Here is a 15,860-nt window from a genome sequence, read left to right as displayed (position 1 = left end):
CCTAGCCCCTGTTCATGACGTCGAGTCCGAAGGCCATGGCAAGGTTTTCCGGTTGCAGCACGACGTCCGGGGAGCCGTGCATGAGGACCTTCCGCATGAGCAGGGCGGCTTCGTCGCAAAGCTGCGGCAGCGCGTGCAGATCGTGGGTGGAAACCAGGATGGTGGCGCCGTCGGCGGCGAGTTCCCGCAGCAGCCGGGTGATGGTCGCTTCGGAGCGTTTGTCGACGCCGGCGAAAGGCTCGTCGAGAAGCATCATGGTAGCGCCCTGCGCGATGCCGCGCGCCACGAACGCGCGCTTCTTCTGGCCGCCGGACAGCTGGCCGATCTGCCGGTCGGCGTAGTCGCTCAGTTCCACGCGTTCCAGGGCGTGGTCGACGGCGTCACGGTCCGCCTTGCGCGGCCGGCGGGTGAAGCCGAGGTGCCCGTACCGGCCCATCATCACCACGTCGCGCACGGACAAGGGGAACGCCCAGTCCACGTCCTCGCTTTGCGGGACGTATCCGATGCCGGCTTCCCTGCGCATCTTCACGGGGGGCTGCCCGTTGACGAGGACACGGCCGGAGTCGGGCTTCACCATGCCCATGATTGCTTTGAACAACGTGGACTTGCCGGACCCGTTCATGCCCACGAGCCCGCAGATCCGGGCCGGCTCCAGGCTCAGCGACGCGCTGTCCAGGGCAAGCACTTCGCCGTAATGCACCGTGACCTTGTCCACGAGGATGGCCGGGGTGCTCATGACGTCTTCCCCGTCAGGGCACCCGCGATGGTCCGGGCGTCGTGCCGGATGAGGTCCAGGTACGTCGGCACAGGGCCGTCCGCTTCGGAGAGGGAATCAACGTAGAGCACGCCACCGAACTTCGCCCCGCTGGCCTCGACCACCTGCATCATGGGCGCATTGGAAACCGTGGATTCGCAGAAGACGGCCGGAACCTTATGCTCCTTGACGTATTCGATGGCCCGGGCGATCTGCTGCGGCGTGGCCTGCTGCTCGGCGTTGACGGCCCAGATGTAAACCTCCTTGAGCCCAACGTCGCGGGTCAGGTAGGAGAATGCTCCCTCACAGCTGACCAATGCGCGCTGCTGGACCGGCAGGGCCTTCAGTTCGCTGGCCAGGTAGTCCTTGACCTCTTGGAGCTTGGCTTTGTAAGCGCTGGCGTTGGCCTCGAAGACGGCGGCGTTGGCCGGGTCGAGTTTGGCGAAGGCCTTGGCCATGTTGTCGGCATAGATCTGGACGTTCGACGGCGACATCCACGCGTGCGGGTTTGGTTTGCCTTTGTAGCTGTCCTCGGCGATCGGCATCGGCTCCACGCCCTCACTCACCACGGCGTGCGGGACGTCCAGCCCTTCAACGAACTGCTGGAACCAGACTTCGAGGTTCAGCCCGTTGTCCAGGATCAGGTCGGCCTGGGCGGCTTTGCGGATGTCACCGGGCGTCGGTTCGTAGCCGTGGATTTCCGCACCCACCTTCGTGATGGATTCGACGCGCAGTTTGTCGCCGGCGACGTTCTTGGCGACATCGGCCAGGACGGTGAAGGTGGTCAGGACAACGGGCCGGTCGTCGTTTCCGGCGCTGGTCGAACCGCCGCAGGCGGTCAGGCCCAGCGCGAGGGCGGCGGCGAGGACAAGCGACATATTCCGGACAGCAGCTTTGGTGTACCGAAACAAAGATTTAGGCATACCGAAAATTATAGCCGGGTGTCTGGCGCCCCCGCCAGTTGGCGCCTCACTGCTTCCCCAACCTCGCTCCGCTCGGCCGGGGCCCCTCGCAGATAGCGCCTTTCTGCTCCCCCAACCTCGCTCCGCTCGGCCGGGGCCCCTCGCAGATAGGCTTAGTCACATGGGCAAGATTCCGCCGCCGGGAAGGCTGTATGGCTTCAATGGCCTCGACGCGGTGGCGGCCGGCCTCTACCTTGGCCTGATGCTTTTCGCGGCGTTCGCCGGCGGCCTGCTGGCACCTCTCCTGCAAGGCCTGCTGCCCACCCAGGCAGCGGCGACCTACGCTGTCAACCTCGTGTTCTATGCCTCCGTAGGCATATTTGCCCTCCTGGCGGCCAGGCGGGTGGTCGCCCGCGACACCAGGATCCTTGCCACGCGCCCTTGGTTCACGCTGGCCATGGTGCCGGCCTCCGTCGTCGTGATGCTGGTGCTCACCGCCGTGCTGGTCACGGCAACCGGACAGACCCGCGTTTCGGAGAACCAACTGGGAGTCCAGTCGCTGGTCGAGGAAGTGCCGGCCTGGCTGATCGTGCCCCTGCTGGTCTTCGTGGGGCCTTTTGTCGAGGAGTACCTGTTCCGCCACCTGCTGATCGGCAAGCTCAGCGGTCGCGTCAACATCTGGATCTGCTGTGCGCTGTCCGTATTGTTGTTCGCCGGCGTCCATGTGTTCGGCCAGGAAGGCCTCTCCTTCCAGCCCATGGTCCCTTACCTCGGGATGGGTGCGGTGCTCGTGGCGGTATATGTCTGGACCGGAAAGAACGTCATGTTCGCTTTCCTGGTTCACGCCTGCAAGAACCTGCTGGCGGTGCTGCTCATCTACGCTCTTCCACCGCAACTGTTAGGCGCCTGAGCCCAACCAGCTCGCAGTTAATGCCGTTCTGAGCCACCAAATCGGCCTCAACTGCCAGTCATATGGGGAACCCGGACCGGAGTTGTCCGCGAGGCACTATCACCCGGCCCGCGGTCGACGTAGTTTCATGGCATGTCCTTCAACATCCAGGTAGCAATCGACTGCAGAAACCCGCACGAGCTGGCGGATTGGTGGGCGGAAACGCTCGGCTGGGAGGTGGAGCCGCAGGACGAAGCGTTCATCCGCTCCATGATCGAACAGGGCTACGCCACCGAAGCGGACACCTTGATGCATCGCGGAAGGCTCGTCTGGCGGGACGGGGCAGCGATCTCGCCGGCCGAGGACACCGACCCCGGCACCCGCAGGCGCTTCCTGTTCCAGCCTGTCCCGGAAGCCAAGACCGTGAAGAACCGGGTGCACTGGGACGTGCGACTGGATGGCGGGGACAAGGACGAGGTCAGGGCCGAACTGGAAGCCCGCGGGGCGAAGCATCTGTGGACGGCCAACCAGGGCCCGCACGAGTGGCACACCATGGCGGACCCGGAGGGCAACGAGTTCTGCATCAGTTGAGGCGGTTACTACACTCGTCAGGGTGAGCAACGACTTCCCCGCCAAGGTATCCGACGTCTTCGACCCCGCGCGCTGGCGCACCGTTTCGGGATTCGACGACTTCCAGGACATGACTTACCACCGCCAGGTGGAACGGGACGAAGCAGGCAGGATCATCCGCGACCTGCCCACGGTGCGCATCGCCTTCAACCGGGCGGAAGTCCGCAACGCCTTCCGCCCCGGCACCGTGGATGAGCTCTACCGCGCCATGGACCACGCCCGGATGACCCCGGATGTCGCCACCGTGCTGCTCACTGGCAACGGCCCCTCCCCGAAGGACGGCGGGCACTCCTTCTGCTCCGGCGGCGACCAGCGGATCCGCGGCCGCGACGGCTACCGCTACGCCGACGGCGAGACCCAGGAAACCATCGACCCCGCCCGCGCCGGGCGGCTGCACATCCTGGAAGTCCAGCGGCTCATGCGCACCATGCCCAAGGTGGTCATCGCCGTCGTCAACGGCTGGGCGGCCGGCGGCGGGCATTCGCTGCACGTCGTCGCGGACCTCACCATCGCGTCCCGCCAGCACGGCAAGTTCAAGCAGACGGACGCCACCGTGGGCAGTTTCGACGCCGGCTACGGCTCGGCCCTGCTGGCCCGCCAGGTCGGGCAGAAGACCGCCCGCGAAATCTTCTTCCTGGCCCGCGAATATTCCGCCGAGGACATGGTCCGCATGGGCGCAGTCAACGAGGCCGTGGACCATGAACGCCTCGAAGACGTGGCCCTGGAATACGCCGCGGACATCGCCCGCCAGTCGCCCCAGGCCATCCGCATGCTCAAGTTCGCCTTCAATCTGGCCGACGACGGCCTGGCCGGCCAGCAAGTCTTCGCCGGCGAAGCCACGCGCATGGCGTACATGACGGACGAGGCCGTGGAGGGCAAGGAAGCCTTCCTGCAGAAGCGCGAGCCGGACTGGTCCGCCTTCCCCTACTACTTCTAGGAGCCCGGCCGTGGATGAGATCCTCAAGGCCCTCGCGGCCGCCCTGCACGGCGAGGGACCCGCCGTCGAGATCGTCACGGCACCGGACGGTACGGCCCGGGCGGTCCCCGTGGAGACTCCCGGTTTCGAGGACGCCGCCGTCGTGGTCCGCACCTCGGGTTCCACCGGCACGCCTAAAGCCACTGTGCTCACCGTCGACGCCCTCGCGGCATCCTCCATGGCCACCGCGATCGCGCTCCGCGGCGAGGGCCAGTGGCTCCTGGCCCTGCCCCTGCAGTATGTCGCCGGCGTCCAGGTCCTGGTCCGCTCGCTGTTCGCCGGAACGCGCCCCTGGGCGATGGACCTATCCGGCGGTTTCACCCCGGATGCCTTCACCGCCGCCGCGGGCGAACTGACGGACACGATCCGCTTCACCTCGCTGGTCCCCACCCAGCTGCAGCGGCTGTTGGACTCCCCCGCCCCGGACACCCTGGCCGTGCTGCGCCGCTTCAACGCGATCCTGCTGGGCGGCGCCCCCGCCCCAGCCGGACTGCTCGACGCCGCCCGCGACGCCGGGCTCCACGTGGTCACCACCTACGGCTCAGCCGAGACGTGCGGCGGGTGCGTATACGACGGCGAGCCGCTGGACGGCGTCGAGGTCCGGATCGATGCGGAGGGCCGGATCCTGCTCGGCGGGGACACTGTCGCCGCCGGCTACCTTGATGCTCCCGGTGCGGCCGACTTCTTCGAAGAGGACGGCATCCGCTGGTACCGCACCGGCGACCTCGGCGAGCTCTCCCCCGACGGCAAGCTCACCGTCCTGAGCCGCGCCGACGACGTCATCATCACCGGCGGCGTCAAGGTTTCGGCCGCGCACGTGCAGGCCGGGCTGGAAAAGCTCGACGGCGTGAGGGCGGCTTTCGTCACGGGGGTGCCTTCCGCCGAATGGGGCCAGGCAGTGGCCGCCTATGTGGCGGTTTCGGACACCGTGATGACCGCGGAGGAACTCCTCGCCGCGGCTCGTTCCCTCCTCGGGGCGATGGCCCCCAAAACCGTCGTCACGGCCTCCGAGCTGCCGCTGCTGCCCAACGGCAAGCCCGACCGGCTCGCCATGGCGGCGCTGCTCAGCGAGCGGCATCAGGCAGAATAGACAAGTCCCAGAACCGCTTTTCCTTGCCGGTCCTTTCCGGCTCCACCGCGAAACAACACGAGGTACAACACGTGGCAACAGCTGCACAATGGATCCAGGGCGCCCGGCCGCGCACCCTGCCGGCCGCGATCGCCCCGGTGCTCATCGGCACCGCGGCCGCCTATGAACTGCAGTCGTTCCGGCCCGTGAATGCGATCCTCGCCGCGCTGGTGGCGCTGCTGCTGCAGGTCGGCGTGAACTACGCCAACGACTACTCGGACGGCATCCGCGGAACCGATGAGGAGCGTGTGGGCCCGCTGCGCCTGGTGGGGTCCGGGGCCGCGCGGCCCCAGCACGTGAAGTGGGCGGCGTTCGGCGCGTTCGGCCTCGCCATGCTGGTGGGCCTGATCCTGGTGATCATCACGCAGGCCTGGTGGCTGATACTGGTAGGCCTGGGCTGCGTGCTTTCCGCCTGGGGGTACACCGGCGGCAAGAACCCCTACGGCTACATGGGCCTGGGTGACCTTTTCGTCTTCGTGTTCTTCGGCCTCGTGGCCACCCTCGGCACCACCTACACGCAGGCCGGCCAGGTCAGCCTTCCCGCGGTGATCGGCGCCATTGGCACCGGGCTCATCGCCTGCGCCCTCCTCATGGCTAACAACGTCCGGGACATCCCCACGGACACCGTTGCCGGCAAGAAGACCCTGGCGGTGCGGCTGGGCGACCGGCACGCCCGCGAAAGCTACGTGCTGATGCTGGCCCTGGCTGTGCTGCTGGTGGTGGTCCTGGCCCCCACCAAACCCTGGATGCTGATCGTCCTGCTGCTGATTCCGGCCTGCCTGACTCCGGCGTGGCTCATGGTCAACGGCAAGCGCAAGAACCTCATCCCGGTGCTCAAGCAGACCGGCATGATCAACCTCGGCTACAGCCTGCTGTTCTCGCTGGGCCTGGTGCTGAGCGTGGGCTTCTAGGGCAAGCAAAAATCCCCGGCTTCCAGACTTTTCCCCACCGCATTCGGCGGTGAAAAGTCCGGAGGCCGGGGATTTCCTGTTTAAGCTCAGGCGTCCTTGGGGCGGCGGTCGTTCTCCACCCGGACGGCAGGGTTCCCGTCCACCAGGCGGTCCTCGGCGTCGGCGTCCGCGACCTCGCCGGCCGAACGCAGCGGCTTGGCCCGTCCGGAGAAACGTTCACGCATGGCTGCCGTGGCGGCGTCGCGCTGTTTCTGGAAGAAGAGGTAGCTGAGCGCGAAGGCGATCAGCCCCGCGAAGACAACGGCCAGGAGTGCACCGGTCTGCAGGAACAGGAACAGCACGAACAGCGGCACGAACAGTGCCAGTCGGATCAGGGAGTACTTGAGGAAAGCCACTCATCAAGTTTAGCGTCCGGATGCCCGGCCTCCGTCGCGGGCACCGGTACGCGGCCGGTGCGCGGTGGCTAGACTTGAGGGTATGCCCCGCGTAGTTGCCATCATCATCGTCCTACTGGTCTTCGTCTACGGCCTGGTGGATGTGATCCGCACGGACGGACGCTATGTCCGCGGCATCTCCAAGCCCGCCTGGATCGTGGTGATGCTGGTCCTCCCGGTCCTGGGGGCCATCCTGTGGTTCTTCTTCGGCCGCCCGTACGGCGGACGGACCGCCAAGCAGAACACCCCTGTGCATCCCACGGCTCCGGACGACGATCCCGATTTCCTCCGGAACCTTGACGTCCGCCGCCGCAACCAGGCAGAGGCCGATCGGCTGAAGAAGCTCCGCGAAGAGCTTGAGGAGAAGGAACGCAAGCTCAAGGGCGATCCAAAGTCCGACGACAGCGACGGCAGCGCCGCCTAAGCTTGCAAAGACTCTGGCCGCCGTTCCACAGCTGTAGGGCGTCAGTGGCTCGCCAAGGAGCGCATCGCCGACCAGAGCGCAATGAGGCCGCCCGCGGCCGAATGTAGCGGCGGGAGGTGTCTAAGCGACTGGCGATGCGCTTACGCCCGACCCACCGCCCCGCCGGCGCAAGCCCCTACTGCAGGCCCGAGTACGAGTGCAGGCCGTTGAAGAACTGGTTCACGATCGTGAAGTTGAAGATCACGCACAGGTAGCCCACGATCGACAGCCAGGCGGCGCGGGTCCCGGTCCAGCCGCGGGTGGCACGGGCGTGCAGGTAGCCTGCGTACACCACCCAGATCACGAAGGTCCAGACTTCCTTGGTGTCCCAGCCCCAGAAGCGGCCCCACGCCTTCTCGGCCCAGATGGCGCCGAACATGAGGGTGAAGGTCCAGCCCACAAAGGCCACGGTGTTGATCCGGTAGGACAGGTTCTCCAGGCTCAGGGCGTCCGGCACGAGGCGCATGAAGCCCAGCTTGTCGACGCCGCCGGCCGCGAGCGTCTTCTGCCGGTGCGACTGGACCAGCTGCAGGGCGGACATGGCGAACGTCAGGGTGAAGAGCGCCGAGGACAGCACGGCGATGGACACGTGGATCACCAGCCAGTAGCTCTGCAGTGCGGGCACCAGGTGGCCGACGGGCGTCCAGTAGGCCACGGACGCCGCCACGAGCATGATGACGGCGAGGCCGATCACGAAGGTTCCAAGGAAGCGCAGGTCGCGGCGGACCAGGGCCAGCAGGAAGACCACCACGGCAACGAAGGCCCCGGTGGTGAGGAACTCGTACATGTTGCCCCACGGCACACGGCCCGCGCCGATCGCCCGGGTGACCACGCCGGCGCCATGGATCAGCACGCCCAGGATGGTCAGCGCAACGGCCACGCGGGCGGGAGCCCGGCGTTCGGCCGCATAACGCATGTCTGAGCCTGCCGTACGGGCCCCGGCGGGCCCGGCTGCGGTGACAGTCTCCGAACCCGCGCTTCCGACGGCGACCGGCACCTTCGCGGCGGCTGCCGCCTTCAGGTCCACGGCCCGCAGGGTCTTGCTGCTCTTGGCCAGGTCCCAGGCGAAGGCGACGAACGCCACCGTGTAGGTGCCCGCAGCCAGCAGCATGAAGAGCTCGCTGTACTGACCCATGGTTTCGTTGATGGGGAACATTACTGGTCCTTTGTGGTTGTCGAAGCGACGGTGGCGGAGGAGCCGGAGGCATCCGGTGCGAGCTGCCATTCGCGCTGCAGCAGTTCACGGATGGCGGCGGATTCGCCGGCCAGGCGGTGGTCTTCGCCGCGGGCCAGCAGGCCGTATTCCACCATGGTGCGTCCGTCGTCGTGGGTTCCCGTACGGACCCACACGCGGCGGCGGTTCAGGTAGAGCGAGACCACCAGGCCGGCAACGGCGAGCAGCGCGAAGAACAGGGCGCTCACCTGGCCCGGGTTGTGGTGGATGTCCACGCCCACGTACTTCTTGATGCCGTCGAAGGTGATGCTGCCCTTGCCGTCCGGAAGCGTGTAGGTCTTGCCGGGCACCAGCGTGATGCCCTTGGCAGGAAGATCGCGGCCGTTGAGCTGGGTGAGGTTCTTCACGTCGAGCTCGAACACGTTCTGCGGGGTGCCCTTGTCCAGGCCGAGGTCGCCATAGTACGAGTTCAGGCTCAGCTGCGGGTTGATGAGTTCCGGATCACCGCTGAAGGACACGCCCTGTTCGGTAACAAACGCGGTGGGCAGGAAGAAGCCTGCGAAGCCAAGCTGCTCGGGCTTCGCGTCGGGGACCTTGATGACCACCGAGGAGTAGTAGTTGTCGCCCTGCAGCTTGGCTACCACGGGCCCCTGCAGCGCGACGTTGCCCTTGCCGTCGCGGACGGTGACCACCGGCGCGTAGCCGTTGCCGGTGAGGTAGATGCTGGTGCCGCCCAGCGTGACGGGGTCGTTGACCTTCAGGACCTGCTTTTCGGCAGGTGCACCGGGGTTCTCCTTGGTGGTGACCTGCGCGGTGAAGTCGATCGGCTGGCCGAAGTGGGCCGGCGATTCACGGTCGAACTTCACGTCGAACTTGTCCAGCTGGATCGAGTAGGGCTGCAGCCAGCCGCTCTGGAAGTTGGTGCCCGGGCTGAACTGGTCGTAGCCCACCAGGGTGTTCACGAAGGTGTCGCCTTCCACCAGGATGCGCTGGCCGCTGTAGCCGAACAGCCCGCCGATGGCCACGGACACCAGCACGCCGATCAGCGAGGTGTGGAAGACCAGGTTGCCCACTTCCTTGAGGAAGCCCCGTTCGGCACCCAATGACGGCCGTTCGCCGTCGGCGTCCCTGACCTCCACCCGGTAGCCGCGTTTCCTGAGCAGCGCGGCGGCATCGGTGATGGCGCGCGACGCCGGGATCCCGGCGTCGGCGGGCACCACCAGGGTGCCGTACTCGGGAAGGCGGGACAGCCGCTTCGGGGTCCGCGGCGGCTGGGAGCGCATGGCCTTGTAGTGCGCGATGGCACGCGGCGTCACGCAGCCGATCAGCGAGATGAAGAGGAGCAGGTAGATGGCCGAGAACCAGGCCGAGGAGTACACGTCGTACAGCTGGAGGGCATCGAGGATCTTGCCGTAGTCCGGGTGGTCCTTGATGTACTGCGTGACGACGGCCGGGTTGGCCGGGCGCTGCGGGAAAAGCGAGCCCGGGACGGCGGCCACGGCCAGCAGGAGCAGCAGGAAGAGCGCGGTGCGCATGCTGGTCAGCTGGGTCCAGGCCCAGCGGAGCATGCCTTTGAGCCCGAGTGCGGGCAGCGCGGCCTCCGTCTTGGCGTCCTCGATGGTTTTTGGTTTGTTCTTGGATTCCACGGGCTCGCTCATCAGATTGGCAACTTCACATCGGTCTGGAACCAGTACTGCAGCCCGGTGACCCAGGCACCCCACACTCCGCTGGCCATCAGGATTCCCAGGAGGATCAGGATGGCTCCGCCGGTCCGCTGGATGGCCAGGCGGTGCTTGCGGAAGAAGGACATAACCCCGGCGCCCCGGCGCACAGCGAGGGCGATCAGCAGGAACGGCACGCCCAGGCCCAGGCTGTACACGAAGGCGAGCAGGGCGCCCTTCGCCGCGGATGATCCGCCGGACAGGCTCAGCAACTGGACGGCCGAGTAGGTGGGTCCAATGCACGGGGCCCAACCCAGGCCGAAGGTGATCCCCAGCAGCGGCGCACCCCAGAGGCCGGCGGGAGGCTTCGCGTGGATCTTGGCGTCGCGCTGCAGCCAGCTGAAGCCGCCCATGAAGACGACACCCATAATGATCACCAGAACCCCCAGCAGCTGCGTGATCCAGGCGTTCTGCGGGCCGGACAGCAGGGTGCCCAGCTGGCCGAAGGCGCCGCCGAGGAGGACGAAGATCACGGAAAAGCCGAGCACGAACAGCCCGATGCCGGCCAGCATGCGGCCGCGCCGCTGCTTCTGGAGGTCGACGCCGGTCAGCCCGGTGACGTAGCCCAGGTAGCCGGGCACGAGGGGCAGCACGCAGGGCGACAGGAAGGAGACGAGCCCGGCCAGCAGAGCCACGGGAATGGCCAGCAGCAGGGAACCGTTGAGGATGGTCTCCGCGAAGGGGCTGTTCACGTTCGCAGGCCGCCTATTCCGCTGCCGCGGCGGTGATGAGGGCTTTCAGCGTGCCCTTCTCGACTTCACCCAGGACGCGGGAGGCAACCCGGCCCTCCTTGTCCAGGACGAGCGTGGTGGGTACCGCGTTCGGCGGAACCAGGCCGGAGACGGACAACAGCACTGCGCCGTCCTTGTCGTTGAAGCTCGGGTATGTCAGGTTGAAGGACTTCTCGAAGGCTTCCGCGGTGGCCTTCTCGTCGCGCAGGTTGACGCCAAAGAATTGCACGCCCTTGGCCTTGAAGTCCTGGTGGAGGGCTTCGAGGATCGGGGCTTCGACCCGGCAGGGGGCACAGGCGGCGAACCAGAAGTTCAGCACCGTTACCTTGCCGAGGAGGTCCGCCTGCTTCACCGCGGTGCCGTCGAACAGCACCCCGTCAATCTTCACGGGAGCCGAACGCTCGGACTTGGCGAACTCGGTGACGGAGCCGTCACCGGCAATGTAGTTCTTGTTGTCCCCGACGTTCGCCTGCTTGGCGAGCGTGTCTTCCTGGGGGGCGCACGCCGAGAGGCCCACGGCCAGTGCCGCGAGGGCCGCTCCCCCGGTGGCGAGGAAGCGCCTGCGGGAGGTGTTGCTGTGTTTTTCCAATGTCATGCTCCGGGAGTGCTTGCGGCACCGGGCAGCAAAGCTGCTGCGGGCTCGCTGTAGTCGACCCGCACGAGGGCGCCGTCGGCGTCGAACACCAACGACGTCAGGGACGTCAGGGTGCATTCGCGCTTGCGCGGGTCATGCCACAGCCGGCGCCCTTCGGCGCTGCGGCGGGTGGCGTAAATGGGCAACTGGTGGCTCACCAGGATCGCTTCGGCACCGTCGCCGCCGAGTTCGACGGCGCGCTGCCGGGCGTCCTCGATCGCCGCACGCATGCGCGCAACCTGCTCGGTGTAGGGCTCGCCCCACGACGGACGCAGGGGGTTCCGGAACTGGAACCAGTGCTTCGGCTTCAGGAACTCCGACGGCCGCGCGTGGAGCCCTTCGAAGTGGTTTTCCGCCTCGATGATCCGGGGATCCGTATGGATCTCAAGGCCAAGCGCCTCCGCGCTGGGCTGGGCGGTTTCCTGGGCCCGCGTGAGCGGTGATGCCACCAGGTGGACAATCTTCGCCCCGGCCGCCACGCGTGCCTCGAAGTGCGCGGCGAGGACGCGCGCCATCTCCCGTCCGCGATCGGACAGGTGGAATTCGGGCAGTCTGCCATACAGGACGCCGTCGGGGTTGTGTACCTCGCCATGGCGGAGCAGATGGACAGTTGCGTGGGGCATGTTTACCAGTTTCTCAAAGAGGGTGGGCAATCAGAAAATCTTCTACGCCATGTAGAACTTGGCTCCCGGAAAAAATGTTCCCCGGAAGTGGAATAAAAGATGCATTTGCATGTTTATACTGGATGCAGGATCGGTTGATGGTTCAAGTAACTATCGCCGATCGGAGATTTCCACCCATACCTACCCCAAGGAGCACGCCATGACCCTCCCCGCCAACGTCACCACCGGTACCTGGACCCTCGACAACTCGCACAGCGAAATCGGCTTCACCGTCCGCCACGCAGGAATCAGCAAGGTCCGCGGCCAGTTCACCGAGGCCGCGGCAACCCTGGAGCTGGCGGACCACCTGGCCGACTCCAAGGTCAACGCCACCATCCAGACCGCCAGCTTCGACTCCGGCGACGTCAACCGTGACGGCCACGTCAAGGGCGAGGACTTCTTCGACGTCGAGAAGTTCCCGGAGATCAACTTCGTGTCCCGCCACATCAAGGCCAACGGCGACAGCTTCGACCTGGTGGGCGACCTCACCATCAAGGGCGTCACCAAGGAGGTCGCCATCGAGACCGAATTCAACGGCGTCGCAGTGGATCCCTTCGGCAACACCCGCGCCGGCCTCTCCGGTGAAACCACCATCAGCCGCAAAGAGTTCGGTCTGACCTGGAACGCCGTCCTGGAAGCCGGCGGCGTGCTGGTCAGCGACAAGGTTGTCATCAACCTCGAGCTGGCCTTCATCGCCCCTGCCGCCTGAGTCCCTGCCGCCTGATCCCTTGCCGCTTGAGGCGGCTGCGGTTCCGGAAGCGGCGCTTCCCGGAAGGTCTGCGGATTTCCGCAGCCGCCGGGCGGCGCCGCTTTTTCGTGCCCACACTCCGGGCGCTGGTCGCCGTGAATCCACCCGCTGGAGTCTTCCCCATAAGGCCGCGCGGAGCCCGGGAATTAGCCGAAAATTTCCTAGGAAACCTTCAACCTCAGGTCTACAGTGATGCCATGAGTAACCCAAACGAAGTTCCTCAACAGCCAGGCTCACAGCCCACACCTTCCGGCGACGTTCCTCCCCCCGGCTACCAGCCCCCGCAGGGCGCGCCGCAACCACCCAGCTACCAGACCCCCGCCCCCTCCTACCAGGAACCGGCGCCCGGATACCAGGCACCCGGAAACCAGGCCCCGCCGCCGGGTTACCAGCAACCGGCCTACCAGCAACCGGCCCCGGGCCAGCAGGGCCAGGGCTTCCATTTCGAAATGCCCACCGACGGCCCCAAGTCTTTCAACGACGTCCTGCCCCGGGGCGGCTTCTCCGGCATGTTCAACGTGACCGGCATGCCGACCGAGCTCAAGGTGTCCTACTGGATCTGGCTGATCGGCGGCTTCCTGGGCCTCCTGGGTGGCTTGATCGGCATCTTCGGGACCCTCGTCCTGTTCAGTGTCATCCCCGCACTCGCCGCCGTCGTCCTCCTCCTGGTCATCGTCTCCCTGGTCCTCGCCGCCGCGCAGGTGGTCCTGGCCATGAAGATGAAGGAAGGCAAGGAATGGGCACGGCTCGCCCTCACCGTGCTGGTGGGCGTCGGCCTGCTGCTCTCAGTCATCGGCTCCGCGAGCACCGACGGGCGAAGCAACGGCTGGTTCGGCTTCATTGTCGGCCTCGCAGCCGCGGTCCTGATGTGGCTGCCCAATTCCCAGGCGTGGTTCAAGTCCGTCAAGAGAACCGCCTGACAGGGCCCGGCGCACGGCATTGAGGGCCGCGGAACCCGCCCAGGGTTCCGCGGCTTTCCTTCGCCCGAATTCCAAAGGAAATCGGGTTCCGCGGCCCGCGGCCGAGGTACGGTGGACATAAGCCAAGCTGGGGGCAGGTGTATTTGCTGGCCCGGCAGCCGAACCCGCAGTCGAACATGCAAAGGAATGCCATGAGCAACCCTCCATACCCGCCCACCAACTCCGGTGAGAACGCCGGTTCAGAGCAGGCCAAGTCCGAACAGCCCCAGTACGGCCAGCCGGCACAGCCCCAATACGGGCAGGACGCCCCGCAATACGGGCAGACCCCGGCGCCGCAGTACGGCCAGCCGGCACAGCCCCAGTACGGGCAGGACGCACCGCAATACGGGCAGACCCCGCCCGCATACGGCCAGCAGCCGTCCGCACCCCAGTACGGCCAGGGCGCCCCGCAGTACGGCCAGGGAACGCCGCAGTATGGCCAGAGTGCCCCGCAGGGCGGCCAGTTCGGCCAATCCCAGTATGGTCAGTCGCCCTACGGGCAGTCCCCGTATGGCCAGTCACCCTACGGACAGTCCGCGTGGCCCAGCCAGCAGCCTGCCACCACCTCCGGGGTGCCGCAGCTGGTCAACGTCTCGTTCTGGCTCATCCTTGCCGCAGGCGTACTGACCCTGATCGGCATCCCGCTTTCGCTTGCCATGATCAACTCGCCCGAGTTCGGCGACCTCATGGAAGAGACCATGCGGAACCAGCCCAACAGCCCAGGGATCGATCTGGACAGCTTCCGTGGGATGGTGTCCACGATGTTCGTGGTCTTCAGCGTGATCATCGCAGGCCTCTATGCCCTCGTTGCCTTCAACGTCCGCAAGGGGAAGAACTGGGCCCGGATCCTCGGCACGGTCTTTGCCGTCATCTCGCTGCTGGGCCTGGGCCAGATCAGCATCGGCATCATCACCATCCTGCTCGGCGTCGCCGCGATCGTGCTGCTCTATCTGCCGGCATCGGCACCGTACTTCCGCAAGGCCCAGCCGTTCGCGAACCCCTACGGCCAGTCCCCGTACGGCCGCTAGCCTTCGCTGCGGACAACACACCGCAACAACGAACGGGCGCAGTCCCGGCCGCCGTCGGGCAGTATCAGACGGCCTGGCCCGGGGTCTGCGCCCGTTGTGCGTGGTAGGCGAGTATCTGCAGTTCGGTGGCCATGTCCACCTTGCGCAGGTTGACGTGCGGCGGAACCTGCAGCAGCACGGGGGCGAAGCTGAGGATGCTGCGGATGCCGGCGTTGATCACGCGGTTGCACACGTCCTGGGCCACGGCCGCAGGCAGCGCCAGGACCACCATGTTGGTGCCCGTCCGCTGCAGGACCTGCTCAAGGTTCGCCGCGTCGCTGACCCGCAGCCAGCCGACTTCATTGCCGACCACCATGGGGTCGGCGTCGAGGATGGCCACCACGTCGAACCCGCGGGACTGGAACCCGCCGTACCTGGCCAGGGCCTTGCCGAGGTTTCCGGCGCCCACGATGGCCACCTTCCAGTCGTGGGTGAGGCCCAGGGCTGCCGCGATGTGACGGCTCAGGTACTGGACCTCGTACCCCACGCCCCTCGTGCCGTAGGACCCCACATAGGACAAGTCCTTGCGGAGCGTGGAAGAACTGACTCCCGAGGCCTCGGCCAACGCTTCGGAGGAAACCCGTTCCACGCCTTCGCCCAGGAGGGAATTGAGCGCACGAAGGTAGAGGGTCATCCGGGCCACTGCTGCAGGCGGGATCTGCTTGGCAGCAGAATCCTGCTCGCCCGGGGCGGGCTCGGCGGATGGTTCCAGCGCAGTCACGGTCGTCTCCATTGCGTTGCTTTGTTGTCCCACTCTATTGCGGGGTTCCCGCACTCAACAAAGCCGTCCGGTTCGCCGTCAGGTCGCCAGGGCCTTCTGGAGCACCCGGGTGAGCCGCGCTTCGTCGATCTTCCAGAAGTCGCGCTGGATGCCGTCCACCAGGACCACGGGGATCTCCTCGGCGTAACGTTCACGCAGTTCGGGATCGCCTTCGATGGAGGTCTCGCGCCACGGCAGCCCCAGCCCCGAGGCGACGCGTTCGACGGCGTCCCGCGCCGCGGCGCAAAGGTGGCAGTCGGGTTTGGTGAGGAGAACGACGTCGGGAATCGGCATGCTTCAACGGTAGCCCGGGGCA

At 66.5% G+C, this 15,860-nt stretch carries 19 protein-coding genes; 9 read left to right on the top strand and 10 right to left on the bottom strand.

All coding sequences use genetic code 11. The annotated features are described in order from the left end of the window. Nucleotide 1: 1 nt before the first annotated feature. Nucleotides 2–736: a metal ABC transporter ATP-binding protein gene (locus tag BLP88_RS03730; RefSeq protein ID WP_074586998.1), complete on the bottom strand. Its 735-nt coding sequence runs from the start codon at nt 734–736 to the stop codon at nt 2–4. Beyond that, nucleotides 733–1,632, bottom strand: a complete 900-nt coding sequence (locus BLP88_RS03725) for a metal ABC transporter substrate-binding protein (RefSeq protein WP_175453481.1) — start codon at nt 1,630–1,632, stop codon at nt 733–735. The genes BLP88_RS03730 and BLP88_RS03725 overlap by 4 nt, the downstream gene beginning before the upstream one ends. A 205-nt stretch (nt 1,633–1,837) precedes the next feature. Between BLP88_RS03725 and BLP88_RS03720 the strand changes: the two genes are divergently transcribed. The 5 genes from BLP88_RS03720 to BLP88_RS03700 all read left to right on the top strand — a co-directional run bounded on the left by BLP88_RS03720 (nt 1,838) and on the right by BLP88_RS03700 (nt 6,191). Continuing rightward, nucleotides 1,838–2,566 carry a CPBP family intramembrane glutamic endopeptidase gene (locus BLP88_RS03720; RefSeq protein WP_074586995.1) on the top strand — a complete coding sequence of 243 codons (729 nt, stop codon included), beginning with the start codon at nt 1,838–1,840 and terminating at the stop codon, nt 2,564–2,566. A gap of 132 nt (nt 2,567–2,698) precedes the next feature. Beyond that, entirely contained in the window at nt 2,699–3,136 is a 438-nt protein-coding gene (locus tag BLP88_RS03715) for a VOC family protein (RefSeq protein ID WP_074586994.1), read from the top strand. 22 nt (nt 3,137–3,158) lie between these two features. Beyond that, on the top strand, nt 3,159–4,112 hold the full coding sequence (locus BLP88_RS03710; RefSeq protein WP_074586993.1) for a 1,4-dihydroxy-2-naphthoyl-CoA synthase: 954 nt from the start codon (nt 3,159–3,161) through the stop codon (nt 4,110–4,112). A gap of 10 nt (nt 4,113–4,122) precedes the next feature. Continuing rightward, nucleotides 4,123–5,241, top strand: a complete 1,119-nt coding sequence (locus tag BLP88_RS03705; RefSeq protein WP_074586991.1) for an AMP-binding protein — start codon at nt 4,123–4,125, stop codon at nt 5,239–5,241. Nucleotides 5,242–5,312: 71 nt separating this feature from the next. Beyond that, nucleotides 5,313–6,191, top strand: a complete 879-nt coding sequence (locus BLP88_RS03700) for a 1,4-dihydroxy-2-naphthoate polyprenyltransferase (RefSeq protein WP_074587213.1) — start codon at nt 5,313–5,315, stop codon at nt 6,189–6,191. Nucleotides 6,192–6,277: 86 nt separating this feature from the next. On the opposite strand, the gene BLP88_RS03695 is transcribed toward BLP88_RS03700, so the two are convergent. Continuing rightward, entirely contained in the window at nt 6,278–6,586 is a 309-nt protein-coding gene (locus BLP88_RS03695; RefSeq protein ID WP_074586990.1) for a DUF4229 domain-containing protein, read from the bottom strand. A gap of 82 nt (nt 6,587–6,668) precedes the next feature. On the opposite strand from BLP88_RS03695, the gene BLP88_RS03690 reads away from it, so the two are divergent. Next, on the top strand, nt 6,669–7,049 hold the full coding sequence (locus tag BLP88_RS03690; RefSeq protein ID WP_074586989.1) for a PLD nuclease N-terminal domain-containing protein: 381 nt from the start codon (nt 6,669–6,671) through the stop codon (nt 7,047–7,049). A gap of 175 nt (nt 7,050–7,224) precedes the next feature. On the opposite strand, the gene ccsB is transcribed toward BLP88_RS03690, so the two are convergent. From ccsB to BLP88_RS03665, 5 genes are read right to left on the bottom strand one after another with little or no spacing between them, the layout of a single operon-like run. Next, nucleotides 7,225–8,244, bottom strand: a complete 1,020-nt coding sequence (gene ccsB, locus BLP88_RS03685; protein ID WP_074586987.1) for a c-type cytochrome biogenesis protein CcsB — start codon at nt 8,242–8,244, stop codon at nt 7,225–7,227. Then, complete coding sequence (resB, locus tag BLP88_RS03680; protein ID WP_074586986.1) at nt 8,244–9,920, bottom strand: cytochrome c biogenesis protein ResB; 1,677 nt, start codon at nt 9,918–9,920, stop codon at nt 8,244–8,246. Before resB ends, ccsB begins: the two co-directional genes overlap by 1 nt. Beyond that, nucleotides 9,920–10,675: a cytochrome c biogenesis CcdA family protein gene (locus BLP88_RS03675; RefSeq protein WP_074586984.1), complete on the bottom strand. Its 756-nt coding sequence runs from the start codon at nt 10,673–10,675 to the stop codon at nt 9,920–9,922. The genes resB and BLP88_RS03675 overlap by 1 nt, the downstream gene beginning before the upstream one ends. A 13-nt stretch (nt 10,676–10,688) precedes the next feature. Continuing rightward, a complete protein-coding gene (locus BLP88_RS03670; RefSeq protein ID WP_074586983.1) occupies nt 10,689–11,309 on the bottom strand; it encodes a TlpA family protein disulfide reductase in 621 nt (206 codons plus the stop codon). After that, complete coding sequence (locus BLP88_RS03665) at nt 11,306–11,971, bottom strand: histidine phosphatase family protein (RefSeq protein ID WP_074586981.1); 666 nt, start codon at nt 11,969–11,971, stop codon at nt 11,306–11,308. The genes BLP88_RS03670 and BLP88_RS03665 overlap by 4 nt, the downstream gene beginning before the upstream one ends. A 199-nt stretch (nt 11,972–12,170) precedes the next feature. On the opposite strand from BLP88_RS03665, the gene BLP88_RS03660 reads away from it, so the two are divergent. The 3 genes from BLP88_RS03660 (at nt 12,171) to BLP88_RS03650 (ending at nt 14,745) form a co-directional block, all read left to right on the top strand. After that, the gene (locus BLP88_RS03660) at nt 12,171–12,719 is read left to right on the top strand and encodes a YceI family protein (RefSeq protein WP_074586980.1); all 549 of its coding nucleotides are present in this window, start codon (nt 12,171–12,173) and stop codon (nt 12,717–12,719) included. Nucleotides 12,720–12,955: 236 nt separating this feature from the next. Next, a complete protein-coding gene (locus BLP88_RS19210) occupies nt 12,956–13,678 on the top strand; it encodes a hypothetical protein (RefSeq protein ID WP_281186784.1) in 723 nt (240 codons plus the stop codon). A 191-nt stretch (nt 13,679–13,869) separates the two neighbouring features. Then, nucleotides 13,870–14,745: a COX15/CtaA family protein gene (locus BLP88_RS03650; RefSeq protein WP_074586978.1), complete on the top strand. Its 876-nt coding sequence runs from the start codon at nt 13,870–13,872 to the stop codon at nt 14,743–14,745. A gap of 64 nt (nt 14,746–14,809) precedes the next feature. Here the strand turns inward: BLP88_RS03650 and BLP88_RS03645 are convergent, their stop codons facing one another. Together BLP88_RS03645 and BLP88_RS03640 are read right to left on the bottom strand one after the other, a co-directional pair. Then, nucleotides 14,810–15,517 (bottom strand): redox-sensing transcriptional repressor Rex, encoded by a 708-nt coding sequence (locus tag BLP88_RS03645; protein ID WP_074586977.1) that lies wholly within the window; start codon nt 15,515–15,517, stop codon nt 14,810–14,812. Nucleotides 15,518–15,583: 66 nt separating this feature from the next. Beyond that, entirely contained in the window at nt 15,584–15,838 is a 255-nt protein-coding gene (locus BLP88_RS03640; RefSeq protein WP_074586976.1) for a glutaredoxin family protein, read from the bottom strand. Nucleotides 15,839–15,860 lie beyond the last annotated feature (22 nt).

The sequence above is a fragment of the Arthrobacter cupressi genome (assembly GCF_900099975.1).
In the GTDB taxonomy this organism is placed as follows: domain Bacteria; phylum Actinomycetota; class Actinomycetes; order Actinomycetales; family Micrococcaceae; genus Arthrobacter; species Arthrobacter cupressi.
This window is presented reverse-complemented; position numbering and strand designations above follow the sequence as displayed.